The sequence below is a fragment of the Burkholderia sp. NRF60-BP8 genome (assembly GCF_001522585.2).
Classification (GTDB): domain Bacteria; phylum Pseudomonadota; class Gammaproteobacteria; order Burkholderiales; family Burkholderiaceae; genus Burkholderia.
This window is the reverse complement of sequence record NZ_CP013372.1, coordinates 86,704-105,697: the sequence shown is the minus strand read 5'-3', so window position 1 is coordinate 105,697 and position 18,994 is coordinate 86,704. Positions and strand designations below refer to the sequence as shown.

General features: G+C 67.3%; 16 protein-coding genes. All 16 read right to left on the bottom strand.

Going from position 1 to position 18,994, the window contains the following annotated elements; genetic code table 11:
• Window positions 1-9: 9 nt before the first annotated feature.
• The 16 genes from WS54_RS00520 to WS54_RS00445 all read right to left on the bottom strand — a co-directional run bounded on the left by WS54_RS00520 (window position 10) and on the right by WS54_RS00445 (window position 18,688).
• A complete protein-coding gene (locus WS54_RS00520; protein WP_059786415.1) occupies window positions 10-1,251 on the bottom strand; it encodes a thiolase family protein in 1,242 nt (413 codons plus the stop codon).
• 25 nt (window positions 1,252-1,276) lie between these two features.
• Complete coding sequence (locus WS54_RS00515) at window positions 1,277-2,830, bottom strand: AMP-binding protein (RefSeq protein ID WP_059786412.1); 1,554 nt, start codon at window positions 2,828-2,830, stop codon at window positions 1,277-1,279.
• Between the two features lie 42 nt (window positions 2,831-2,872).
• Window positions 2,873-4,003 (bottom strand): saccharopine dehydrogenase family protein, encoded by a 1,131-nt coding sequence (locus WS54_RS00510; RefSeq protein WP_034205726.1) that lies wholly within the window; start codon window positions 4,001-4,003, stop codon window positions 2,873-2,875.
• A gap of 173 nt (window positions 4,004-4,176) precedes the next feature.
• Window positions 4,177-4,848: a c-type cytochrome gene (locus WS54_RS00505; RefSeq protein ID WP_059786409.1), complete on the bottom strand. Its 672-nt coding sequence runs from the start codon at window positions 4,846-4,848 to the stop codon at window positions 4,177-4,179.
• On the bottom strand, window positions 4,849-6,327 hold the full coding sequence (locus tag WS54_RS00500; protein WP_059786408.1) for a flavin monoamine oxidase family protein: 1,479 nt from the start codon (window positions 6,325-6,327) through the stop codon (window positions 4,849-4,851).
• Between the two features lie 43 nt (window positions 6,328-6,370).
• Entirely contained in the window at window positions 6,371-7,339 is a 969-nt protein-coding gene (locus tag WS54_RS00495; protein WP_059786405.1) for a WD40/YVTN/BNR-like repeat-containing protein, read from the bottom strand.
• A gap of 31 nt (window positions 7,340-7,370) precedes the next feature.
• Complete coding sequence (locus WS54_RS00490) at window positions 7,371-7,655, bottom strand: hypothetical protein (RefSeq protein WP_059786403.1); 285 nt, start codon at window positions 7,653-7,655, stop codon at window positions 7,371-7,373.
• 31 nt (window positions 7,656-7,686) lie between these two features.
• On the bottom strand, window positions 7,687-10,047 hold the full coding sequence (locus WS54_RS00485) for an efflux RND transporter permease subunit (RefSeq protein ID WP_059786401.1): 2,361 nt from the start codon (window positions 10,045-10,047) through the stop codon (window positions 7,687-7,689).
• Window positions 10,048-10,115: 68 nt separating this feature from the next.
• Entirely contained in the window at window positions 10,116-11,960 is a 1,845-nt protein-coding gene (locus WS54_RS00480) for a DUF1302 domain-containing protein (protein WP_059786398.1), read from the bottom strand.
• Window positions 11,961-12,038: 78 nt separating this feature from the next.
• Window positions 12,039-13,406 carry a DUF1329 domain-containing protein gene (locus WS54_RS00475; RefSeq protein WP_034205733.1) on the bottom strand — a complete coding sequence of 456 codons (1,368 nt, stop codon included), beginning with the start codon at window positions 13,404-13,406 and terminating at the stop codon, window positions 12,039-12,041.
• Window positions 13,407-13,621: 215 nt separating this feature from the next.
• Complete coding sequence (locus WS54_RS00470; RefSeq protein WP_059786396.1) at window positions 13,622-14,035, bottom strand: RidA family protein; 414 nt, start codon at window positions 14,033-14,035, stop codon at window positions 13,622-13,624.
• Window positions 14,036-14,052: 17 nt separating this feature from the next.
• Complete coding sequence (locus tag WS54_RS00465) at window positions 14,053-14,886, bottom strand: phytanoyl-CoA dioxygenase family protein (protein WP_059786393.1); 834 nt, start codon at window positions 14,884-14,886, stop codon at window positions 14,053-14,055.
• A 243-nt stretch (window positions 14,887-15,129) separates the two neighbouring features.
• Complete coding sequence (locus WS54_RS00460; RefSeq protein WP_059786389.1) at window positions 15,130-15,750, bottom strand: TetR/AcrR family transcriptional regulator; 621 nt, start codon at window positions 15,748-15,750, stop codon at window positions 15,130-15,132.
• 73 nt (window positions 15,751-15,823) lie between these two features.
• Window positions 15,824-16,498, bottom strand: a complete 675-nt coding sequence (locus WS54_RS00455) for a hypothetical protein (protein WP_059786386.1) — start codon at window positions 16,496-16,498, stop codon at window positions 15,824-15,826.
• Window positions 16,499-16,533: 35 nt separating this feature from the next.
• The gene (locus WS54_RS00450; protein WP_059786383.1) at window positions 16,534-17,193 is read right to left on the bottom strand and encodes a c-type cytochrome; all 660 of its coding nucleotides are present in this window, start codon (window positions 17,191-17,193) and stop codon (window positions 16,534-16,536) included.
• A gap of 10 nt (window positions 17,194-17,203) precedes the next feature.
• The gene (locus tag WS54_RS00445) at window positions 17,204-18,688 is read right to left on the bottom strand and encodes a flavin monoamine oxidase family protein (protein WP_059786380.1); all 1,485 of its coding nucleotides are present in this window, start codon (window positions 18,686-18,688) and stop codon (window positions 17,204-17,206) included.
• Window positions 18,689-18,994 lie beyond the last annotated feature (306 nt).

The window sequence follows — 18,994 nt, the reverse complement described above, 5'->3', positions numbered from 1 at the left end:
CCGTCTCCGTCAATCCCTGCTGAGAATGTGAATCGCCAGTGCCGCCTCTTCGACGCCCTGCAAGCCGCCGCCGTTCTCCTGGATCGCATGGCGGGCGCCGTCCACCTGCCGTGCGCCCGCTTCGCCGCGCAACTGCGTGACCAGTTCGTATAACTGACCGATGCCGGTCGCGCCGAGCGGATGCCCCTTCGATTCGAGGCCGCCCGACGTGTTGATCGGGATGCGCCCGCCGAGCGTGAACTCGCCGCGCTCGGCGGCCGGTCCGCCTTCGCCGAACGGCACGAAGCCGAGGTTCTCGGCCTGGATGATTTCGCCCATCGCCGACGCGTCGTGCACTTCGGCCACGTCCATGTCCTCCGGCCCCACGCCGGCCTGCTCGTACGCCTGGAATGCGGCGAGCCGGCCGATGTGCTTGTGCGGCTCGTCGATGCGCCGCCGCGTGAAGCTGCGGATCACGCTCGCGGCGATCCGGATGCAGCGGCTGCGGTCGGCGCCGATGCGTTCCAGCCCTTCTTCCGTGCAGAGGATGGCGGCCGCCGCGCCATCCGACAGCGGTGCGCACATCGGCAGCGTGATCGGGTACGTGATCGGAGCGGCCGCCAGCACCTCGTCGATCGTGAACGGCTGGCGGAACTGCGAGTACGGGTTGTGCACCGAATGCCCGTGGTTCTTCGCCGACACGGCGGCGATCTGCCGTTGGGTCGTGCCGTACGTGTGCATGTGATGCCGGCACAGCGCCGCGTAGATCTTCATGAAGCGGCTGTACGGGCGGTCGGATTCCGAGCCGGGCGGCGGCTCGATCCCTTCGCCGAGCCGCGCGAGCATCGCGAAATTCTCGTCGACGCGCGACACGTCCCAGCCGGCCTCGAACAGCGCGAACGATTTCGCCTTGTCCGCGACGTTCATCTTTTCCGCGCCGAGCGCGAGCGCGACGTCGCATGCGCCCGACTGCAACTGCCGCACGGCGAGGTGCACGGCCGTACTGCCCGACGCGCACGCATTCTCGACGTTGAACACCGGGATGCCTTCGAGGCCGATCTTGCTGAACACGACCTGACCGGGAATCGACAGCTGCCCTTGCAGCGCGCCGTTGGTGATGCCCGCGTAGAACGCGGCGCGGATCGCGTCGGCATGGCAGCCGGCGTCCCGCAATGCGCGCTGCAGCGCCTCTCTCGCCAGGTCGTCGAGGTTGCGCTCGAGATGCCGGCCGAACACGGTCATCGCGATGCCGGCGATGTAGATGTTGCTCATCGTATGGAATCCGTATGAAGCAGGTTCAGATCCTGCGTTGCTGGCCTTGCCAGTACCGTTCGCGCAGGTCCTTCTTCAACACCTTGCCGGCCGTGCTGCGCGGCAGCGCGGCGACGAAGTCCACGCTCTTGGGCGCCTTCACCGAGCCGAGTTTCTCCTTGCACAGCGCGACGAGCTCTTCCGCGCTCACCTGCTGCCCGGCATTGAGCTCGACGACCGCCTTCACGGCCTCGCCCCACTTGTCGTCGGGCACGCCGATCACCGCGCAGTCCTGCACGGCCGGATGCGCCCAGATCACCTGCTCGATTTCGCTCGGATAGACGTTGAAGCCGCCGCTGATGATCATGTCCTTCTTGCGGTCGGTGATGTGCAGATAGCCATCGCGATCGAGATGGCCGATATCGCCGGTGTGCAGCCAGCCGTCGACGATCGTCTCGGCCGTCTTGTCCGGCGCGCGGTAGTAGCCCTTCATCACGAGATCGCCGCGTACGCAGATCTCGCCGGTCTCGCCCTGCTTCAGCAACTCGCCGCGCTCGCCGACGATCTCGACGCGCACCAGCGGATTCGGGCGGCCGACCGACGCGAGTCGCGTGTCGGGCGCAAGCTTGCCGTCGACGAAATGCTCGGCCGGCGTCAGGTACGAAATCGACGCGGGCGCCTCGGTCTGCCCGTAGCCGCCCGTCATCACCGGGCCGAACACGTCGATCGCGCGCTTGAGCTTCTCGACCGACATCGGCGCGGCACCGTACAGGAAGTAGCGCAGCGACGAGAAATCGACCTGCTCGATGCCGGGGATATCGAGCAGCCGGTAGATTACGGTCGGCGGCAGGAAGAACTCGGTCACGCGATGCTTGACGATCGCGCCGAGCAGCAACGCCGGGTCCGGCTTCGGCAGCACGACCACCGTGCCGCCGCGCGCGGTGCACGGCAGCGACATCATGCCGGCCGTGTGCGTCATCGGCGCCGCGGCGAGATTCACGGGGCGCACATCGTCGTACGTCATCGCGATCATGAATTGCGCGAAGTACGTCTGCAGCGAACGATGCGTGTTCATCACGCCCTTCGGCGCACCCGTCGTGCCGCCCGTGGCCGACAGCGCGACGACGTCGTCCATCGCGTAATCGACGACCGGCGGCGTCGCCGGCTGGCGCTCGCTCCACGCCGCCAGCGACGGCGCCCACGGCAGGTCGGCGTCGAGACACACCCACAGCCGGATCCTCGGCAGGCTCGGCCGCAGCGCATCGATCGCGGCCGCGAACGCCTGATGGAAGAACAGCACTTCGCAGTCGAACGCATCGAGCACGTACTGGTTCTCGGCCACCGCGTTGCGGCCGTTCACCGGGATGTACGCGAGCCCGGCGCGCCACATCCCGAGCGCGCAGCTCCAGCCGATCACGTCGTTGTCGGCCCACACCGCCGCCTTCGCCTCCTTCGCGAAGCCGGCGGCGAGCAAGCCGTTGGCGATGCGGCACGACAGCTCGCCGATCTCCTGGAACGTGTAGTTGCGCTCGTCCTGGATGTACGCGATGCCGTCGGGATTGAGCCGCCACCCGCGGTCGTAGAAATCGATAATGGCCATGTCACAAGTTCCGTTGGGTCTGTACCGGTGCGACGGCGGCCGTCACAGCTGCGTGACCGTCGCGCGCGCGAGCCCGCGCTGTTCGAGGAAGCCGAGCAGGTAGCGATGACCGAATGCCTTCGAGCCGGACGCGAAGCCCGTGCGCGCGGTGTCGCCGTCGAGCAGCTTGAGCACGCCGGCCGCGTGAATCGCGCCGGTCGAGATGTACGGCGTGACGCCGTGCACGGTCGCGCGCACCGCCGCGAGCTGGCCGCGGCCGATCGCGACATCGACGCTGCGCTGGATCGTCGTGCGCTCGCGCGGCGGCATCGTCGGCGTGGTCGACGCGACGACCTGCTTCAGCACCTCGTCCTGCTGTTCGCGCGGCAGGTGCTTGTATTCGGCTTCCCACTTTTGCCCGAACTGGTGCACCAGCTTCATCACGTTGTTGTCGTAGAAGCCCACGCAGGAGATGCAGCTGCGCACGCGCGCATCGTGCTCGAAATAGACGGGCAGCGACGTGCCGCCCCACGGCAGGCAGAACACCGGCTGCATCAGCTCGGGCGTCGCGACGGTAAACGATGCGTCCGCGGCGTGCGGCACGAGCGCCTTCTCCCACAGGTAGCAGGACTCGTGGCGGGCGCCGTCGAAGATCGTCGCGGTCGAGCCGATGCTCACGCCGGCCGCACCGCGCGGGCCGCGCGTCAGCGTGGCCGTCTCCAGCGCATCGATGCCCGGCGTTTCGAGCGCGAGCTCGGCGGCGATCTCGGCGAACGTGTACATGTAGGCGTTCGACGACGACACCAGCAGGCCGGCTTGGCGATACTGCTCGCCGAATTCGTCGCGCACGGCACGGATATACGACTGTTCGCCGGTCGTATCGAGGTGGTGGCAGCCGGCCTTCAGCGCGGCCTCGACGCCGACGAGCCCGAAGCTCGAGAACGGCCCGACCGTGTTGCACACCACCTTCGCACCGCGGAAAGCCTTCACGAGCGCATCGACGTCGTGCTCCGCTTCGATGATTTCGTATTGCGCGGATTCGAGCCGCACGACGCGCTGCGCCATCATGTCCTTCGCGCGGGCCGCATTGCGCGCGACCGCCGTGAACGGGATGTTCTGGTCGATCAGCCAGTCCATGATCAACATGCCGGTGTAACCGCTTGCGCCATAAACGACGACGGGGTGCTTAGCCATGCTTGTCTCCTGAAACGTGAATTGTCGAGAACCGGTTCGGTTCGAGGTCGGGTACTGCTGCTTCGTATCCGGCGCGTCCTTTTGTAGAACACATTACCAATCTTAGGTCACTATGACAAAGTAAGCGGCAAAGAAAAAGGCAGGGTATTCCCGGCCCTCACGCCTTTCCCGCATCATCTGGCCGCCCCGTCCGGCGACAGGCCGGCCAGATAGTGCGCAACGGCACGCGTGTCGTCGCCCGACAACGTCGCGGCCAACGCGTTCATCGCACCGGTCGGATCGTGCCGCTCGCCCGAGCGGAACGCCGTCAGTTGCGCTTCCAGGTAAAGCTGCCCCTGGCCGGCAAGACGCGGCGCCGGGTCCTTGCCCGTCAGCGCCGCGCCGTGACACGCGCGGCAGCTTCGCGCGTCGACCAGCGCCATCCCGCGCTTGTCGAGCGCCGCGTCGGCCGGCACGGGTTCGTTGCGCGCCGGCGCCTGTCGCGCGAAGTAGGTCGCCAGCGCGTCGATCTTCGCGTCGTCGAGTTCGCGCGAAAGCGGCCCCATGTACGCGTTGCGGCGCTGGTCCGCGGCGAACGCGCGCAGTTGCGCGGCGATATACGGGGCCGGCTGGCCCGACAGCGACGGATACCACGCGTTCTGCGACTGTCCATGCGCGCCGTGGCAGAAGAAGCACGTCTCCTGAGCCTGCGGCCACGCGCCGCCGTTGGCCTTGTCGGCTTCGCCGATCGCGGCCATCGCCTTCTGGTAACGCATGCCGTCGACGAGGTTCGGGCCGTACAGCACGCCGGCCGCCGCACCGCCCGCCAACAACAGCGCGGCGCCGATCATCCAGGTTCGTTTCATTCAGGCCTCCCCGCCGCGGCCGGCCAGCTTGCCGAGCGCCTGCAACGCCGCGCGATGCCCGGCGCGCACCGCGCCGTCCATCGCGCCGGGCCACAGGTCGGCCGTCTCGGTACCCGACCAGATCAGCCGGCCGACTTCCGGGCGCAGAAACTTGCCCCATTTCGTCCAGAAGCCGGGCGGCAGCGGGTGGATGCACTGCAGCGTCCACAGATCGACGCGGCCCCAGTCGTAGTCGTGGAACTGCGTCGGATGCAGCGCCTCGTCGCCGAGTGCGCGGGCAAAGATGGCCGACAGCGTTCGTTCGGCCGCCTTCGGTTCGGCCGGCAGCGCGCCCGGCGCGACGAACGCGGCGAGCACACCCACCGAGCCGTCCGGCGGCGAGTTGTCGTACGCCATGAACACCGGGCCGCCGACTTCGAAGATCTGTCCGTTGTAGCCGCCGTCGCGCCAGAACGGCCGGTCGTACACGTGCACCGTCTTGCGCATCGGCGCATTCGCCGGCCAGTTCCGCTGCAACTGCGCGCGGCCTTCCGGCAGCGGCGGATCGAACGCGATCTGCTGGCACAGCGCCGGGTTGAGCGCGACGATCACGCGCCGCGCGCGCAGCACGCCGCGATCGGTCTGCACGGCGACCACGTCGCGATCCCAGCCCGAGATCTTGCGCACCGGGCAGGACAGTCGCACCTTCGCGCCGAGTTCGCTCGCCATCCGGAGGCTCAACACCTGCGAGCCGCCGACGAAGCGCGTTTCCTGTGCGCCGCCCTTGGTCGATTCGAGCTTCGCGTAGTCGCAATCGGCGCTGTTGATCATCGACAGGTAGTGCAGCAACCCGATCTGCGCCGGCGCGCCGCCGAGCGACAGCTTTGCCGCGAGGCCGAGGAAGTAGCCGTCCTCGTAGGTCACGCCCTGCTTGAGCAGCCAGTCGCCGTAGGTCAGCTTGTCGAGCTCCGCCGCGTGCTGCGCGGTCCACGGTTCGCGCGACGGCACGCCGCGTGCGAGTGCGCCGAGCTTCGCGCCGATCGCGTCGTCGCCGCCCGAGCCGCCGTGGAAATCCTGGGCGACACGCGTGTCGCCCGCCAGCACGACGGTCTTGCCCGCGTAATACGTGGGGAACGTATCGACGCCGAGTTCGCGGGCGAGATCGGCGATCGCCGTCTGCCCCGGGCCGATCCACTGGCCGCCGGCTTCGGACACCACACCACGGCCGAGATCGTGGTTGTAGGTCCGCCCGCCGACGCGATCGCGCGCCTCGACGACGACGAACGATTCGCATCCGGCACGCTTCAGGTCGCGCGCGGCGGTCAGCCCCGCGAGCCCGGCGCCGATGACGACGACATCGAACACACCGCGATCGGCCGATGCCGACGCCGCGCCTTCAGCGAACGACACCTCGCCGGCCGCGAGCGACGCGGCGCCCGCGGCCGCGGCGCGCAATATCCGCCGCCGGGCCTGCATGTCCGGCTTGTCCTTGCGCTTCATTTCGAATGCTCCATGCTTCCTCGTTTTTATCGATCGATTCGACTCATGGCGCGGCCAGCACGCCGTCCTGCGAAAACAGCACCGGCTTGCCGCGCGCGTCGATCAGCGCGGCGGTCAGCGTCGCGCGATCCGCGCGCTGCACGACGTCGAACGGGCCGCCGGCCACGCGCTGCGTCAGCACGAGGCCGTCGAGCCCGACGCCGGTCAGGCCGCCGCCGGTCGCGACGAGATCGGTGATCGAGCTGCGCGTGCCGGTGTGCTGCGCCGCCCACGTCGCGCCGCCGTCGCGGCTCTCGAACAGGCTGCCGAGCAGCCCGCCCACCACGATCCGCCCGTCCGGCGTCGCGACGCCCGACCACAACGTCCCCTTGCCACCCGTCGGCAGATAGGTCCAGTTCGCGCCGCCGTCGGCCGACTTGAGCACCATCCCCTGTTCGGAGACGATGTAGAGCGCCTGCGCGGCGTCGGCGAACACGTGATAGAGATTGCGGTCGGCCTTGCCGCCGCCCGGCGGCTTCGGCAGCGTCGTGCGCGCCCACGTCTTGCCGCCGTCGTGCGTCTGCAGCATCAGCGACCACAGGCCGACGGCAATGCCGTCGCGCGCGTTCGTGAACAGCACCGAGAACAGCGGTTGATCGACCGACGTATCGAGCCGCTGCGTGATCCACGTGTCGCCGCCGTCGTCGGTCGCGAGAATCGCCCCCCACTGGCCGACGGCCCAGCCGTGCTTCGCGTCGGCGAACGACACGGCCGACAGCGTCGCCGATACCGGCACGCGTCGCGCCTGCCGCCAGGTCTTGCCGTCGTCGTCGGACAGCAGCACGATGCCGTGCTCGCCGACCGCGACGATCCGCGCGCCGGCGCGCGCCGCGTCCATCAGCATCCGGTGCGTCGGCGCGGCCCATGCATGCGCGGGTTTCGCGGCCCAGGCCGCCACCGTTCCGTCCTGCGGTTGCGCAACGGCCGCGGTGGCCGCGCAGAGCGCGGTGCAGGCAACGAGTGTCTTGATCATCGATGAACCTCCGTGATGGTGTGCGCGGGCATCAGTGACTGAACAGCACCGACCAGCCGGCATGCGCGACGCCGAGCGCGACGGCCGGGGGCTTGTCGGCACCCTGCTCGGCCGCCGTCTGACGCCCGGCGTCGCCGTCGTTCGACGACGGCGACGCAGCCGTTTCGTCACCCGTGGCGTGGCGCACGCTGACGCGTTTCACGTCGGTCGCGAACGCGTGGGCCGGCGCAGGCTGTTGCGCAACCGTTTCGTGGAAGCGTGCGAAGCCTGTCGCCACGACGCAAAGGGCGCCACACACAGCAAAGGTCTTGACCATGACTGGATCTCCGTCGGAATGTTCGTCGGCTTCAGTGGCTGAACAGGCCCGGTGCGCGAGCCGGCTTGCGGCGCGGAAACCAGCGCTCGAGCAGCGACGCGAGCGCGGGCAGCGCGGTCATCGCCATCACCAGGTTCACGATGAACATGAACGCGAGCAGCTTGCCCATGTCGGCCTGGAACTTGAGCGCCGAGAAGCTCCACGTCGCGACGCCGATCGCCAGCGTGATCGCGGTGAAGATCGTCGCGACGCCCACTTCGAGCATCGCGTGCTGCACGGCCTTCACGATGTCCTGTCCGCCTGCGAGATGCACCTGCAGCCGGTTGTAGATGTAGAACGCGTAATCGACGCCGATCCCCACCGCCAGCACCATCACCGGCAACGTCGCGACCGTCAGCCCGATCTGCAGTTCCTTCATGAACCAGTAGCCGATGAAGGTCGCGACCGACAGCGGCACGCAACAGGCGAGCATCGCGCGCCAGTCGCGATAGGCGAGAAACACGAGCACCAGGATCGCCGCATACACGTAGAGCATCATCGGCAGCTCGCTCTTCTCGACTTCGTCGTTGGTCGCGGCGAGCACGCCCGCGTTGCCGGCGGCCAGCCGCACCGCGATGCCCGGGAACGGATGCGATGCACGGTATTGCTTCACGTCGTCGAGGATGCGGTTGATCGTCGTCGCCTTGTGATCGGTCAGGTACAGGTGCACGGCCGTCATCCCGCAGTCGCGGCTCATGAAGCCCTTCAGGCGCGACACGTCGACCGACACCGCGCCGTAGTTCTCGGGCGCGATCGGCACGACGTTCATCTTCGGGAAGTCCTCGTTGTAGCCCTGGTTGTATGCGCGCAGCATCGCCGAATACGACTGCACCGACACGACGCCCGGCTCGGTCCTCATCGCGGCCGAAAAGTCGTCCTCGTACAGCCCGACCGCCGGGTTGTCGCACGCGTTGCCGGTCGATTCGATTGCCACCGTCAGCCAGTCGAGGCCCATGTCGTAGTTGCCGGCGATCGACGTCGCGTCGCGGTTGAAGCGGGCGTCCGCGCGCAGCTCCGGCGCGCCCGGCTGCAGCGTGCCGATCACGCGGTCGCGGCTCTGCCACGCGGCGAGCGCGAAGATAGCCGCCGTCAGCGCGACGGCGACGCCCGCGACCTTCGGCTCCGCCACGCGTGCGAGCACGCGCAGCGGCTTCGCACGTTGCTGCGCGCGCTTCAGCGAAGCGTCCGCATAGATTTTCGTGAAGTTGAAGCACGATGCCGCGACGGGCAGCAGGATCAGGTTCGTCACGATCTTGTACGCGACGCCGAGCGACGCGGTGATCGCCAGTTCGCGCACCATCGGGATCGGGATCAGCAGCAGCGTGATGAACGACACGAACGCGGTGATCAGCGCGAGCACGCCAGGTATCAAGAGGCCGCTGAAGCTGTGGCGCGCCGCATCGAACGAACTCCGCCCGTGCGCGATCTCGCGGACGATGAAGTTCACCTGCTGCACGCCATGCGACACGCCGATCGCGAACACGAGGAACGGCACGAGCACCGCGAGCGGATCGAGGCCGAAGCCGAGCAGCTTCAACGTGCCGAACTGCCACACGAGCGACGTGAGCGAGCACGCGACCAGCAGCACCGTGAAGCGCACCGAATGGCAGTACCAGTACACCGCAAGCGTGGTCAGCAAGAGCGCGATCGCGCAGAAGCCGAGCACGGCCGTCGCGCCGTCGGCGATATCGCCGATCTGTTTCGCGAAGCCGATGATCTGGATCTCGTAGCCGGCATCCTCGAACGGCTTGCGGATCTTGTCTTCGAGCAGGCGATTGAACGCGACGTAGTCGAGCACCTTGCCGGCGCTGTCGCGCTCGTTCAGCTCGGCCGTGATCATCGCGCTGTCCTCGCCGTGCGACACGAGCGTGCCGACGTAGCCGCCGAGCGTCGTCGCGCGGCGCACGCGCGCCACGATGTCGGGCGTCAACTGGTCGGGCGTCACCGTGCCGGGAATGATCGGCTCGGCGCGAAACCCTTCGTCGGTCACTTCGTTGACGAACGCGTTCGGCGTCCACAACGAGCGCACGCCGATCCGGTCGACGTTCGGCAGGTACGTGACGGCCTGCGTGACGTCGTACAGCCGCGTCAGCCCCTGCTTCGACCAGATCGACCCGTGCTTCGCGCGCACGACCACCGTGATCCGGTTCGCGCCGAGCAGGTCGTTGCGGTATTGCTGGAACGTGCGGATGTACTCGTGCCCGATCGGCATCTGCTTGTCGAAGCCGGCATCCATGCGCAGTTGCACGGCGAACACGGCCATCGCGACGGTGAACAACGCGATCGCCGCGAGCACGATCGCGCGGTGACCGAAGAAAAGCCTTTCCAGGCGACTGACCAGACGATTGAGCACGACGTTACCCCTTCATGTATTCCGGTGGCGTACGCCACCTGCCACCTGCCGCTTGCCATCCGCCGCCGTCAGAAATTCCGCGTGACGAACAAGCCGACGAAATTACGGTCCGCATAAGGCTGGCCCACCGTGTTGTGGCCGCCCCAGAACGCGGTGAAGTTGATGCCAGCCTGCCAGTTCGGCGGGTTCTGGTTGAACAGCACGTAGACGTTCAGCGACTTCGCGCCCTGCATGTAATTCGCGGTGAAGGTCGGCGTGTAGCCGTACAGGCCGTCGGAGAACGTCACGCCCGGCGTGACCTGCCAGCCTGGAATCAGCGATCCGTCATAGGTCCAGTTGAAGTCGATCGTCGCGCCCACCGAGCTCGACGTGCCCTGGCCCATCCCGATCGGATAGCCGGCCGCCGACCCGTTGTTCAGCCACGGCAGGTAGCCGGTCTGCGGCACCTGCGTGACGGTCTGCCCGCCAACCGTGCGCGTGACGCCGCTCGAGCTCAGCCCCGGGTAGTAGATCCACGTCAGTTCCCACGTCAGCGCGGCCGAATCGGCGCCGAGCAGCTTCAGGAACGGGTACTCGCTGCGCGTGAGCGCGAGCAATCCGTTGATGTCGTACTGAAACTTCTTCTTGTCGACCCATTGCTGGCAGTCCACGCCGGCCACGCCGTTCGTGTTCAGGTCGAGCGGGCCGCCCGCGCCGTAGCACCCCGACAGCGCGACCGCATCGCGCGGCCGGTACGACAATTCGGTGCCGATCGCCCACGGCCCGACGCCGAAGTTCGCGCTGACGCCGAACAACTGGCGCCGGCCGAGATACGACCATTGCTCGGTGCCGTTCGCGAGCGACGCGAGCACCGGCGACTTGTCGGTGTAGTTCAGGTAGTAGAACGCGAAGTTCGCGTCGAACGCGCGCGGCGAGTAGTTGAACTTCACGCCGAACTGCGGCCGGTATTTCGCCGGCAGGGTCGTCGTGCTCGGCAGGCCGATGTCGTTGAACGGCGGCCCGGCGTAGGCGCCGTTCACGAGCCCGTTCCTGATCGCGTTGAGCGTGTCCTGGTTGCCGGCCGCGCCCGGTCCGCCGATCGCGTTGGCGATCGTGCCCGCACTCGGCCCGGTCACGTTCAGGTTGTTCGTGTTGATCGTGAACGGCTCCGCACCGCGGCCGAAACCGTTCGTCACCGACCAGTACGACCCGACCGGCGGATAGCGGTTGCCGTTCCACTGGAACTGGTAATACGCCTCGGTACTGAACCCGTGCGAGAGGTCGGCCGCGAAGCTCGCCATCGGCGCGGGCAGCAGCGCCTGCTTGAGCTGCGAGCCGGGAATCAGCAGCTTCTGCGCATCGATCGAGTTCGTCGCGTTGATGCCGCTTTGCGCGAACATGCTCTCGCCCCAGTTGATCACCTGGTTGCCGAGCCGCACGTGCGCGTTGCGCCCGCCGATCGTGAAATCCTTCTGCGCCCACAGGTCGAGCAGTTGCGCGTTGTAGACGACCTGCGCGGCCGCCGTGCTCGACAACGGCGTGCGATTCGTGTTCCTGGCCATGAAGTCGTACATGCCCGTGCCGCGCACCATGAACTTCAACCCTTCGCCCGGCATCTTCAGCAGCAGCTCGCTGGTCGCGCTGACGTAGGTGCTGAACGGCTGGCCCTTGCGATAATTCAGGTCGCCGTCGTCCGCGTAGCCCCATTGGTTCGTGTTCGCGCCCGCACCGCAGCCGAACGCGTTCGGATCGCCGGTGAGCGAGCAGCTCGGGTTTTTGGTCCGGATGCCGGCTCCCGCCGTCAGGTTCGTCACCCACGAGCCCTGCACGGCGCCGCCGCCCGCCGTGAAATCGTACGCATACGCGCTCGACGTCGCGGCGCCCGCCATCGCCAACGATATCGTAGTATTCCTGAATAACCGTGCCGGTTCCATGATCCGCCTCCACCCCTGTTCGATGCCGGCGCACGATCGTTGCGCGCGCCGGCCCTTGTATCCGTCAGCCGGTCTCCGTCAACGTTCGCTGACCGAGCGCAGCGATTCCGCCGTGTAGAAATCCTGCTTGAAGCGCGGATCGTCGGCCTGACCGAACCAGCGAATGTCCTTGCCCTGGCCGATCGACGACGCATCGAACACGTAGCGGCCGTTGATCATGTCGTACTGCGCGAGCGGTTCGTTGTCGCAGGTGCCGCCGAGCTCCCACACCGGAATCGGGTAGCTTTCCCGCACCTTCCACAGCTTGCCCTGCGCGTCGTAGTCCTCGCCGACGAGCGCAAGCCAGCTGTCCTCGTCGAGATAGAACACCTTCTTCGACGCGACGTGTCGCGCGCTCGGCTTCAGCGTCGCCTCGACGACCCACACCCGGTGCGTCTCGTACCGACGGTTCGCCGCGGCGAGGCCGTCGGGCGTCGCGACGTCGTGCAGCTTGCTCTTGAACCGGTACATGCCGAACGCGTTGTACGGGACGAGCATTTCCTTCTTGCCGACCAGCTTCCAGTTGAACCGGTCGAGCGAGCCGTTGATCATGTTGGCCTCGTCGATCAGGTACTGGTTCTCGAAGCCGATCAACGGCGCGTCGTGCGTATAGGCCGGCATGCGTCGCACGCGGCGCTGGCCCGGGAAGTAGTAGTAGGTCTCCGAGTCCTTGTTGAAGTACTGCCGCTGGACGAAGGCCTGCCCGGCCAGCGCGGCCGGCGAGTTCATCTGGAAGTAGACGGCGGCGCTCAACTGGTCGACGTCCTGCGGCGACGTCTTGCCGAGCTTGGCCGACGGGAAGTAGAAAGTCTGCGGGCCGACCGCGTCGATCCATTCACTGCTGCCGGGGCGCGGCGAAATGCTCGTGACGACCTGCGCCCATTCGACGCCTTCGCCGCGATAGCGCATCTCGTAGTTCAGGATCGCTTCGATGCCGCTTTTGGGTTGCGGAAACGGTACGCCGGGCAACGCGGCCGCGGCGAGGTTCTCGCCGCTCGCATCCAGCTTCGCGGCCGTGAGGTTCGCCTTCGAGTTCTGCTCGGCGGCATCCGGCAACTGGCATTCGCGATGGGACGGATAGACGTCCATCCGGTAGCCCTTCTTCTGCTTGATCAGCGCGACCTGGCCGGGCGACAGCTTGTCCGCATACTTGTCGACGTTCGCCGCGTCGATCGAGTAGAGCGGCTTCTCGTTGCGATGCTTCCAGAAATCGCCGCGCACCTTGCCCCACTCCCAGCCGGCGTCGGGCGACTGCTTGCCCGCATAAGCCGGCACCGCGCCGTCCTTGCTCGCCGAGCGGTCGGCGCCGGCCGGCGTCAGATCGTCCGCCGCGACGGCGGTGCCGATCGCGACACATGCAGCGGCCGCGATCGCGGACGTGGTCCAGAAACGATGCTTCTTCATCATGGTTCTCCTTGCTGCTCCGCCTTCGCTCGCCCGTTCCGGACGAAACCTCGTTTGTTTCGATCGTCGCCGTCAGTCGACGACGACGTCGCACCTGGTCGCACCGGCCGGGGTTTCTCCGGCCGATCGCTTGCCGCTCGACTGCCATTGCGGTATTTTTCGTCAGGACTGCGATTCGAATGGAACGCAGAATCGGCGAAAAACCCTCGTGCCTTCCGTCAGCCCTTGCCGGACCCGGCCACTGCCACCGCGCGAATCTCGACGCACAGCCCCGGCAGCGCCAGTTGCGTGACGCCGACCGCCGTCCACGACGGGTAACGGTCGGGGAAATACACGTCCTTGACCGCGGCGAAGCCTTCGGTCTCGCGTTGCAGATCCGTATGGAAGGTCGTGAGTTCGACGACGTCAGCGAGACTCGCGCCGGCTTCCTCGAGAATCGTCTTCAGGCATTCGAACGCGATCCGCGCCTGCGCCTGCACGCCGTCGGCCGGTTGCATCTGCGCGTCGAGGCCGACCTGGCCCGACACCCAGATCGTGTCGCCGACGCGCGTCGCCGGCGAGAAGTGGTACGCGTCGTACCACGGCTGGAACGCTGCCGGCACGATCGATTGCCGCTTCGGAGTGGCTGTCATGATGAAAATCTCCCGGTTCAGACGAGTTGACGGAAACACGGCGCGCGGAACGGATCGCCGGCCTTCAGCGCGGCGAGTTCCTCGACGAACAGCACGCCGGCCGGCGTGAATCCCGAGCGGCTTTCGTCCGGCAGCGGACTGAACACCGCGTCGTCGCCGAAAAAGCGCAGCACGAGCGTGTGGCGATCGGGGAAATCGGCGTCGACCGCGCCGCCGCCGTGCAGCACGCCCGGATGAAGCAGCAGCACGTCGCCCGGTTTCGTTTCCCACGACAGGATGTCGTACGCATCCGGCGCCGCACGGCGCTCGGCCTCGATGTCCGGCAAGCGCGGCCACACGTCGCCACCATGCAACGGGTCGGTCGGATCGTCGGCGTTCTGGAACGTCGTGCCGTCATGCCGCACACCGTGATGCGAGCCGCGCACGATCTCGAGCGCATTGCGCTTCGGTACGTGCTCGAAGCTGATCCACGCGTTGCCGAAATGCATCCCCTGCCACGGCAGGTACGACGTGTCCTGGTGCCACGGCGAGCGTGCGCTCTTGCCGCCGGCCTTCATGAACAGCTCTTCGGCGAAGTACCACACGTGCTTCGAGCCCCACAGGTCGGCGAACAACTGCCCGAACGGCAGCGTGCCGACCAGTGCGTCGAGCCGCGCCTTCGCATACGGGTTCGCGTTGTCGTTGTGCGACTTGTATTCGGTGCCGTCGAGCAGCGTCGTCGCCATCGGCCCCGGGTTCTCCATCCCCCAGTCGAACACCGCGCGGCATTGCGCGAGTTGTTCGTCGTCGAGCACCCCTTCCACGAGCACGGCTCCGTCCTCGAAGAACGCCTTGCGCGTCATTGCATCCATCGTTCATCTCCCGATTCGTTCAGCCACGGCCGGCGGTTCGCCTTCATCGCCGGCCACCAGTAGAACATGATGACTATGTTAGGTCATCATGACAAAAATAAAGAAAAGAAAAAGACGGGGTATTCCCTGTTTCGTCTGCATGATCGAATGTATGTCGCCGCCCGCCGCCGGCCCGTCATGACAATCGGCTTTCGGCCTTCATACACGCACACGACAGCGCACGGCCGCCGCTTCTTCGCGCCTTCATCCGCGCACGCGGTCGAACACCGTGTGCGTGACGAAGCCGACCAGCACCGCGTCGGCCAGCGCGTCGGCCATGCTTCGCGCGTCGGCCGCGACGCACGACTGCAAGCCGTCGCACAGCGCGGTCAGGCCGAGCGCCAGCACCGGCGCAGACAACGGCAGCGACACGCCGGCCCGCGCCGCATACGCGTCGATGCACGCGGCCGCGAGCGCCTGCCGCTCGCGCAGCAACGCGCCGAAGCGCGCGCGGAACCGCGGATCGCGCGCTGCCTGGAGCTGCGCGTCGAGCCACATCAGGCGCGCTGCAGAGCGGGTCGTGCCCCTTCGCCAGTACGCGAGCATCGCGTGCTGCGCGTCGTCGGCCGGGTCATGCGAACCGACGATCCGCTGCAATGCCGCGGCAGCCTCGCCGTGATCGCGCTGCAGCAGCTCGAACAGCGCGTCGGCCTTGCCGCGGAAGTTCGAGTAGAACGCGCCACGCGTATGCCCGGCCGCCGCGGCAATGTCTTCCACGCTCGCGGCCGCATACCCCTTCTCCGCGAAGATCGCGCGCGCGGCGTCGATCAGGCGTTCGCGCGTCGCATCGCGCCGCTCGGCGCGGGTCAGGCGAACCCGGTCCATCCGTGCGCTCCGCGATCGCCGCGGCCGGACCTGCAACCGGCGCGAGCCGCGTCCGCTTCCGCGATGGCGCGACTCATTTCGGATACGACAGGACGCTCGCGTTCACGTTGCCGGGCCCGGCATCGCGCTCCAGTGCGCAATACGCGTGATAGAGCGCGGCGGTCAGGTACGACCAGGTCAGCAACGCCAGTACGTAGAAGTTGAATACGACGTTGGTTTCCTCGCCGGGAATCTTGTAGAAATCGTAGATGCACGCGATCGCCTGCGACGCGACGAGCGCGAACGTCGTCGTCAGCGCATGGAGCGTATGGCCGGCACGCACGAGCCGCCACACGAAGCTGGCGAGATAGATCGACATCAGCGTCCACATCGCCACGTAGAAGTACGGCAGCGCGTGCTGCAACACACCGGCCACGAGCGCGACCGTCCCGAGCGTCGCGAGCACGAACAGCGTCACGTCCTGCCGCAGCGACGGCCGGTAGCCGTGCGTGACGGCCATCAGGCCCGCGACCGCGATCACCGGCATCCCGAACCCGCGCGAGAACGCGTCGAGGAAGTGCGAAATGAAGTACGACACCGGCGATTCGGTCGCGAAGAAGATCACCGCGTTGGACGCGGAGATCGTCACGATCCACCACTCGAAGCCGAGCAGGAAGTTGCGCTTGCGCACGAACTTGAAGCCGTAGACGCCGGTCGTCATCGCAAGCGTCGCGCTGGCAAGACAAAGGACAAGTGATCTGTGATCCATGGTTCGAACTCCCGAAGTCGATTGCTGCCGTTGATTCACTGCCTGGCGGGGGCGAGGCTCGCAAGATAGGTCGCCACCGCCGCCCGATCGTCCGCCGACATCGCCTGCGCGACGCGCTGCATCGTGCCGGTCGCCTCGCTGCGCGAGCCCATCGCGAACGCGTCGAGCTGCGCGAGCAGATAGTCGTAACCCTGCCCGGCCAGCCGCGGGAACTGCGCCTGCCCCGTCAACCGCGCACCGTGGCAGGCCGCGCATGCGCCGCCCGTTACCAATTGCTCGCCTTTCGTGCGCAGTCGTGCATTCGGCTTGAAATAGCGGTTGTCCAGCGGCGCCTGCTTCGCGTAATAGCCGGCCACACGCGTGATCTCGGCCTCGCTCATCGTCATCGCGAGCGGGCCCATCGTCGGGTTCGTGCGTTGCCCGCCCGCAAACGCGCGAAGCTGCGCGGCCACGTATTGCGCCGGCTGGCCGGCGAGGCTCGGATACGCCTGGCTGAGCGACGTGCCCTTCACGCCGTGGCAGCCCATGCACGCGTCGGTCACGCGCGGCCACGGGCCGCCGTCGGCGTCATCGGCTTGCGCGGCCGTATCGATATGGCGCTGCAGGCGATAGAAGCCGAGCAGCGTCGGGCCGTAGAGCGCCAGCAATGCACCGATCGCCACGAGCGCCGCGACGAGCAGCATGCGTTTCTTCATCTTCGCTCTCCTAAGCACGACGCAGCGCATTGAGCGCCTGAAGCGCGCTTTGGTGACCGGCGCGCACGGCGCCGTCCATGTAGCCGGCCCAGATGTTCGCGGTCTCGGTGCCCGACCAGATCAGGTTGCCGCACGGCGCGCGCAGCGCGTCGCCGTGCGCGCTCCAGAAGCCGGGCGGGATCGCCGACACGCACGTGATCGTCCACGGGTCGGCGAGCCCCCAGTCGCGATCGTGGTACGACACCGGCGCACGCGCTTCGTCGCCCCACGCCTGCGCATAGAGATCCACGTGCATCTGCTGCGCGGCCTGCGGATCCGACGGCATCAGCGCATTCCGGACGAATGCGTTGATCACGCCGATCTCGCCGCCCGGCGGCGAATTGTCGTAAGCCCAGAAGATCGGCCCGTCGGTCTGGAAGATGTGGCCGTTCAAGCCCTTGTCGCGCCAGAACGGGCGGCGATAGACCATCGCCGTCTTGCGCGCCGGCGAATGGGCCGGCCATGCGCGCTGCAGCGCGTGGCGCCTTTCAGGCAACGGCGGATCGAACTGCACCTGGTGGCACAGCGCCGGGTGAAGCGCCATCACGACCTTTTTCGCGCGCACCGTGCCGCGATCGGTCTGCAACGTGACGACGTCGCGATCCCAGCCGACGATCCGCCGCACCGGCGACGACAGCCGCACCTTGTCGCCCAGTTGCTGCGCCATCCGGATGCTCAGGCGCTGCGAGCCGCCGACGAACCGCGTTTCCTGTGCGCTGTGCTTGATCGAGTCGAGCTGCGCGTAATCGCAATCGGCGGAGTTGATCATCGACAGGAAGTGCAGCAGCCCCATCTTCGCCGGCGCGACGCCGCCCGACAGCGAGATCGATGCGTTCCAGCCCATCCGGTCTTCCGCCTTGATGCCCTGTGTCGCGAGCCAGTCGCCGACCGACAGCCGGTCGAGCTCGCCGACCTTCGGCGACGTCCACGGCGCACCGGACGGCACGTCGCGCGACAACTTGCCGAGCTTCGCCGCGACGGCCTCGTCGGTGCCGAAGGTGCCAGCCAGGTCGATCTCGGCGCGCCCGTCGCCGCCGAGGATCACCGTCTTGCCCGCGTAGTAGCTCGGGAACGTGCCGACTTCCAGCTCGCGGGCGAGATCGGCGATCGCCGTCTGGCCCGGGCCGATCCACTGGCCGCCGACTTCGGTCACGAAGCCGCCGCCGACGTCGTAGTTCAGCGTGCGGCCGCCCACGCGGTCGCGCGCCTCCAGCACGACGAAGGATTCGCAGCCCGCGTAGCGCAGGTCGCGCGCGGCCGTCAGGCCGGCCAGCCCGGCGCCGACGATCGCGACATCGACGACGTCGCCGTCCTGGCCCGCGACAGGCGCCGAATCGGCCTTCGCCCGCGCGGCGCCGAGTGCAAGACCGCCCGCCGCGACCGACGCACCCGCGACCTTGAGCCACTGCCTGCGCTGCAGGTCGGCCGACCCGCTGATGGATGACTTCCTGGACATGATCGGTAAATGACGCCTGCAATGGGCGCGAACGCCGGCCCCCGTGCCGGGAAGCGGCCATCGTTCGCGCGGAGTCTGACGACGGGATGCGATCCCGATCCGCTTCACCTGCCGCCGGCCCGAGCGCCCCTCGGACGGGGCGCGCGAATCCGGTTCGCATTCCTGCCTGGACACACGCCGTACTGCTCCGTACCGATATGGATTTTCCGGCGCCTCTAATTAGTACATGTTGCAAAAGTTAGGTCATGATACATAAAACAAGATCGAAAAAAAAAGACAGGGTATTCCCCTGTCGGGCAATGCATC

What these genes read in the sequence shown, in the direction of transcription:
- WS54_RS00460 (WP_059786389.1), bottom strand. Translation starts at nt 15,750, where the DNA reads ATGGACCGGGTTCGCCTGACCCGCGCCGAGCGGCGCGATGCGACGCGC.
- WS54_RS00455 (WP_059786386.1), bottom strand. Translation starts at nt 16,498, where the DNA reads ATGGATCACAGATCACTTGTCCTTTGTCTTGCCAGCGCGACGCTTGCG.
- WS54_RS00445 (WP_059786380.1), bottom strand. Translation starts at nt 18,688, where the DNA reads ATGTCCAGGAAGTCATCCATCAGCGGGTCGGCCGACCTGCAGCGCAGG.
- WS54_RS00480 (WP_059786398.1), bottom strand. Translation starts at nt 11,960, where the DNA reads ATGGAACCGGCACGGTTATTCAGGAATACTACGATATCGTTGGCGATG.
- WS54_RS00495 (WP_059786405.1), bottom strand. Translation starts at nt 7,339, where the DNA reads ATGATCAAGACACTCGTTGCCTGCACCGCGCTCTGCGCGGCCACCGCG.
- WS54_RS00510 (WP_034205726.1), bottom strand. Translation starts at nt 4,003, where the DNA reads ATGGCTAAGCACCCCGTCGTCGTTTATGGCGCAAGCGGTTACACCGGC.
- WS54_RS00465 (WP_059786393.1), bottom strand. Translation starts at nt 14,886, where the DNA reads ATGGATGCAATGACGCGCAAGGCGTTCTTCGAGGACGGAGCCGTGCTC.
- WS54_RS00450 (WP_059786383.1), bottom strand. Translation starts at nt 17,193, where the DNA reads ATGAAGAAACGCATGCTGCTCGTCGCGGCGCTCGTGGCGATCGGTGCA.
- WS54_RS00470 (WP_059786396.1), bottom strand. Translation starts at nt 14,035, where the DNA reads ATGACAGCCACTCCGAAGCGGCAATCGATCGTGCCGGCAGCGTTCCAG.
- WS54_RS00505 (WP_059786409.1), bottom strand. Translation starts at nt 4,848, where the DNA reads ATGAAACGAACCTGGATGATCGGCGCCGCGCTGTTGTTGGCGGGCGGT.
- WS54_RS00515 (WP_059786412.1), bottom strand. Translation starts at nt 2,830, where the DNA reads ATGGCCATTATCGATTTCTACGACCGCGGGTGGCGGCTCAATCCCGAC.
- WS54_RS00520 (WP_059786415.1), bottom strand. Translation starts at nt 1,251, where the DNA reads ATGAGCAACATCTACATCGCCGGCATCGCGATGACCGTGTTCGGCCGG.
- WS54_RS00475 (WP_034205733.1), bottom strand. Translation starts at nt 13,406, where the DNA reads ATGATGAAGAAGCATCGTTTCTGGACCACGTCCGCGATCGCGGCCGCT.
- WS54_RS00490 (WP_059786403.1), bottom strand. Translation starts at nt 7,655, where the DNA reads ATGGTCAAGACCTTTGCTGTGTGTGGCGCCCTTTGCGTCGTGGCGACA.
- WS54_RS00500 (WP_059786408.1), bottom strand. Translation starts at nt 6,327, where the DNA reads ATGAAGCGCAAGGACAAGCCGGACATGCAGGCCCGGCGGCGGATATTG.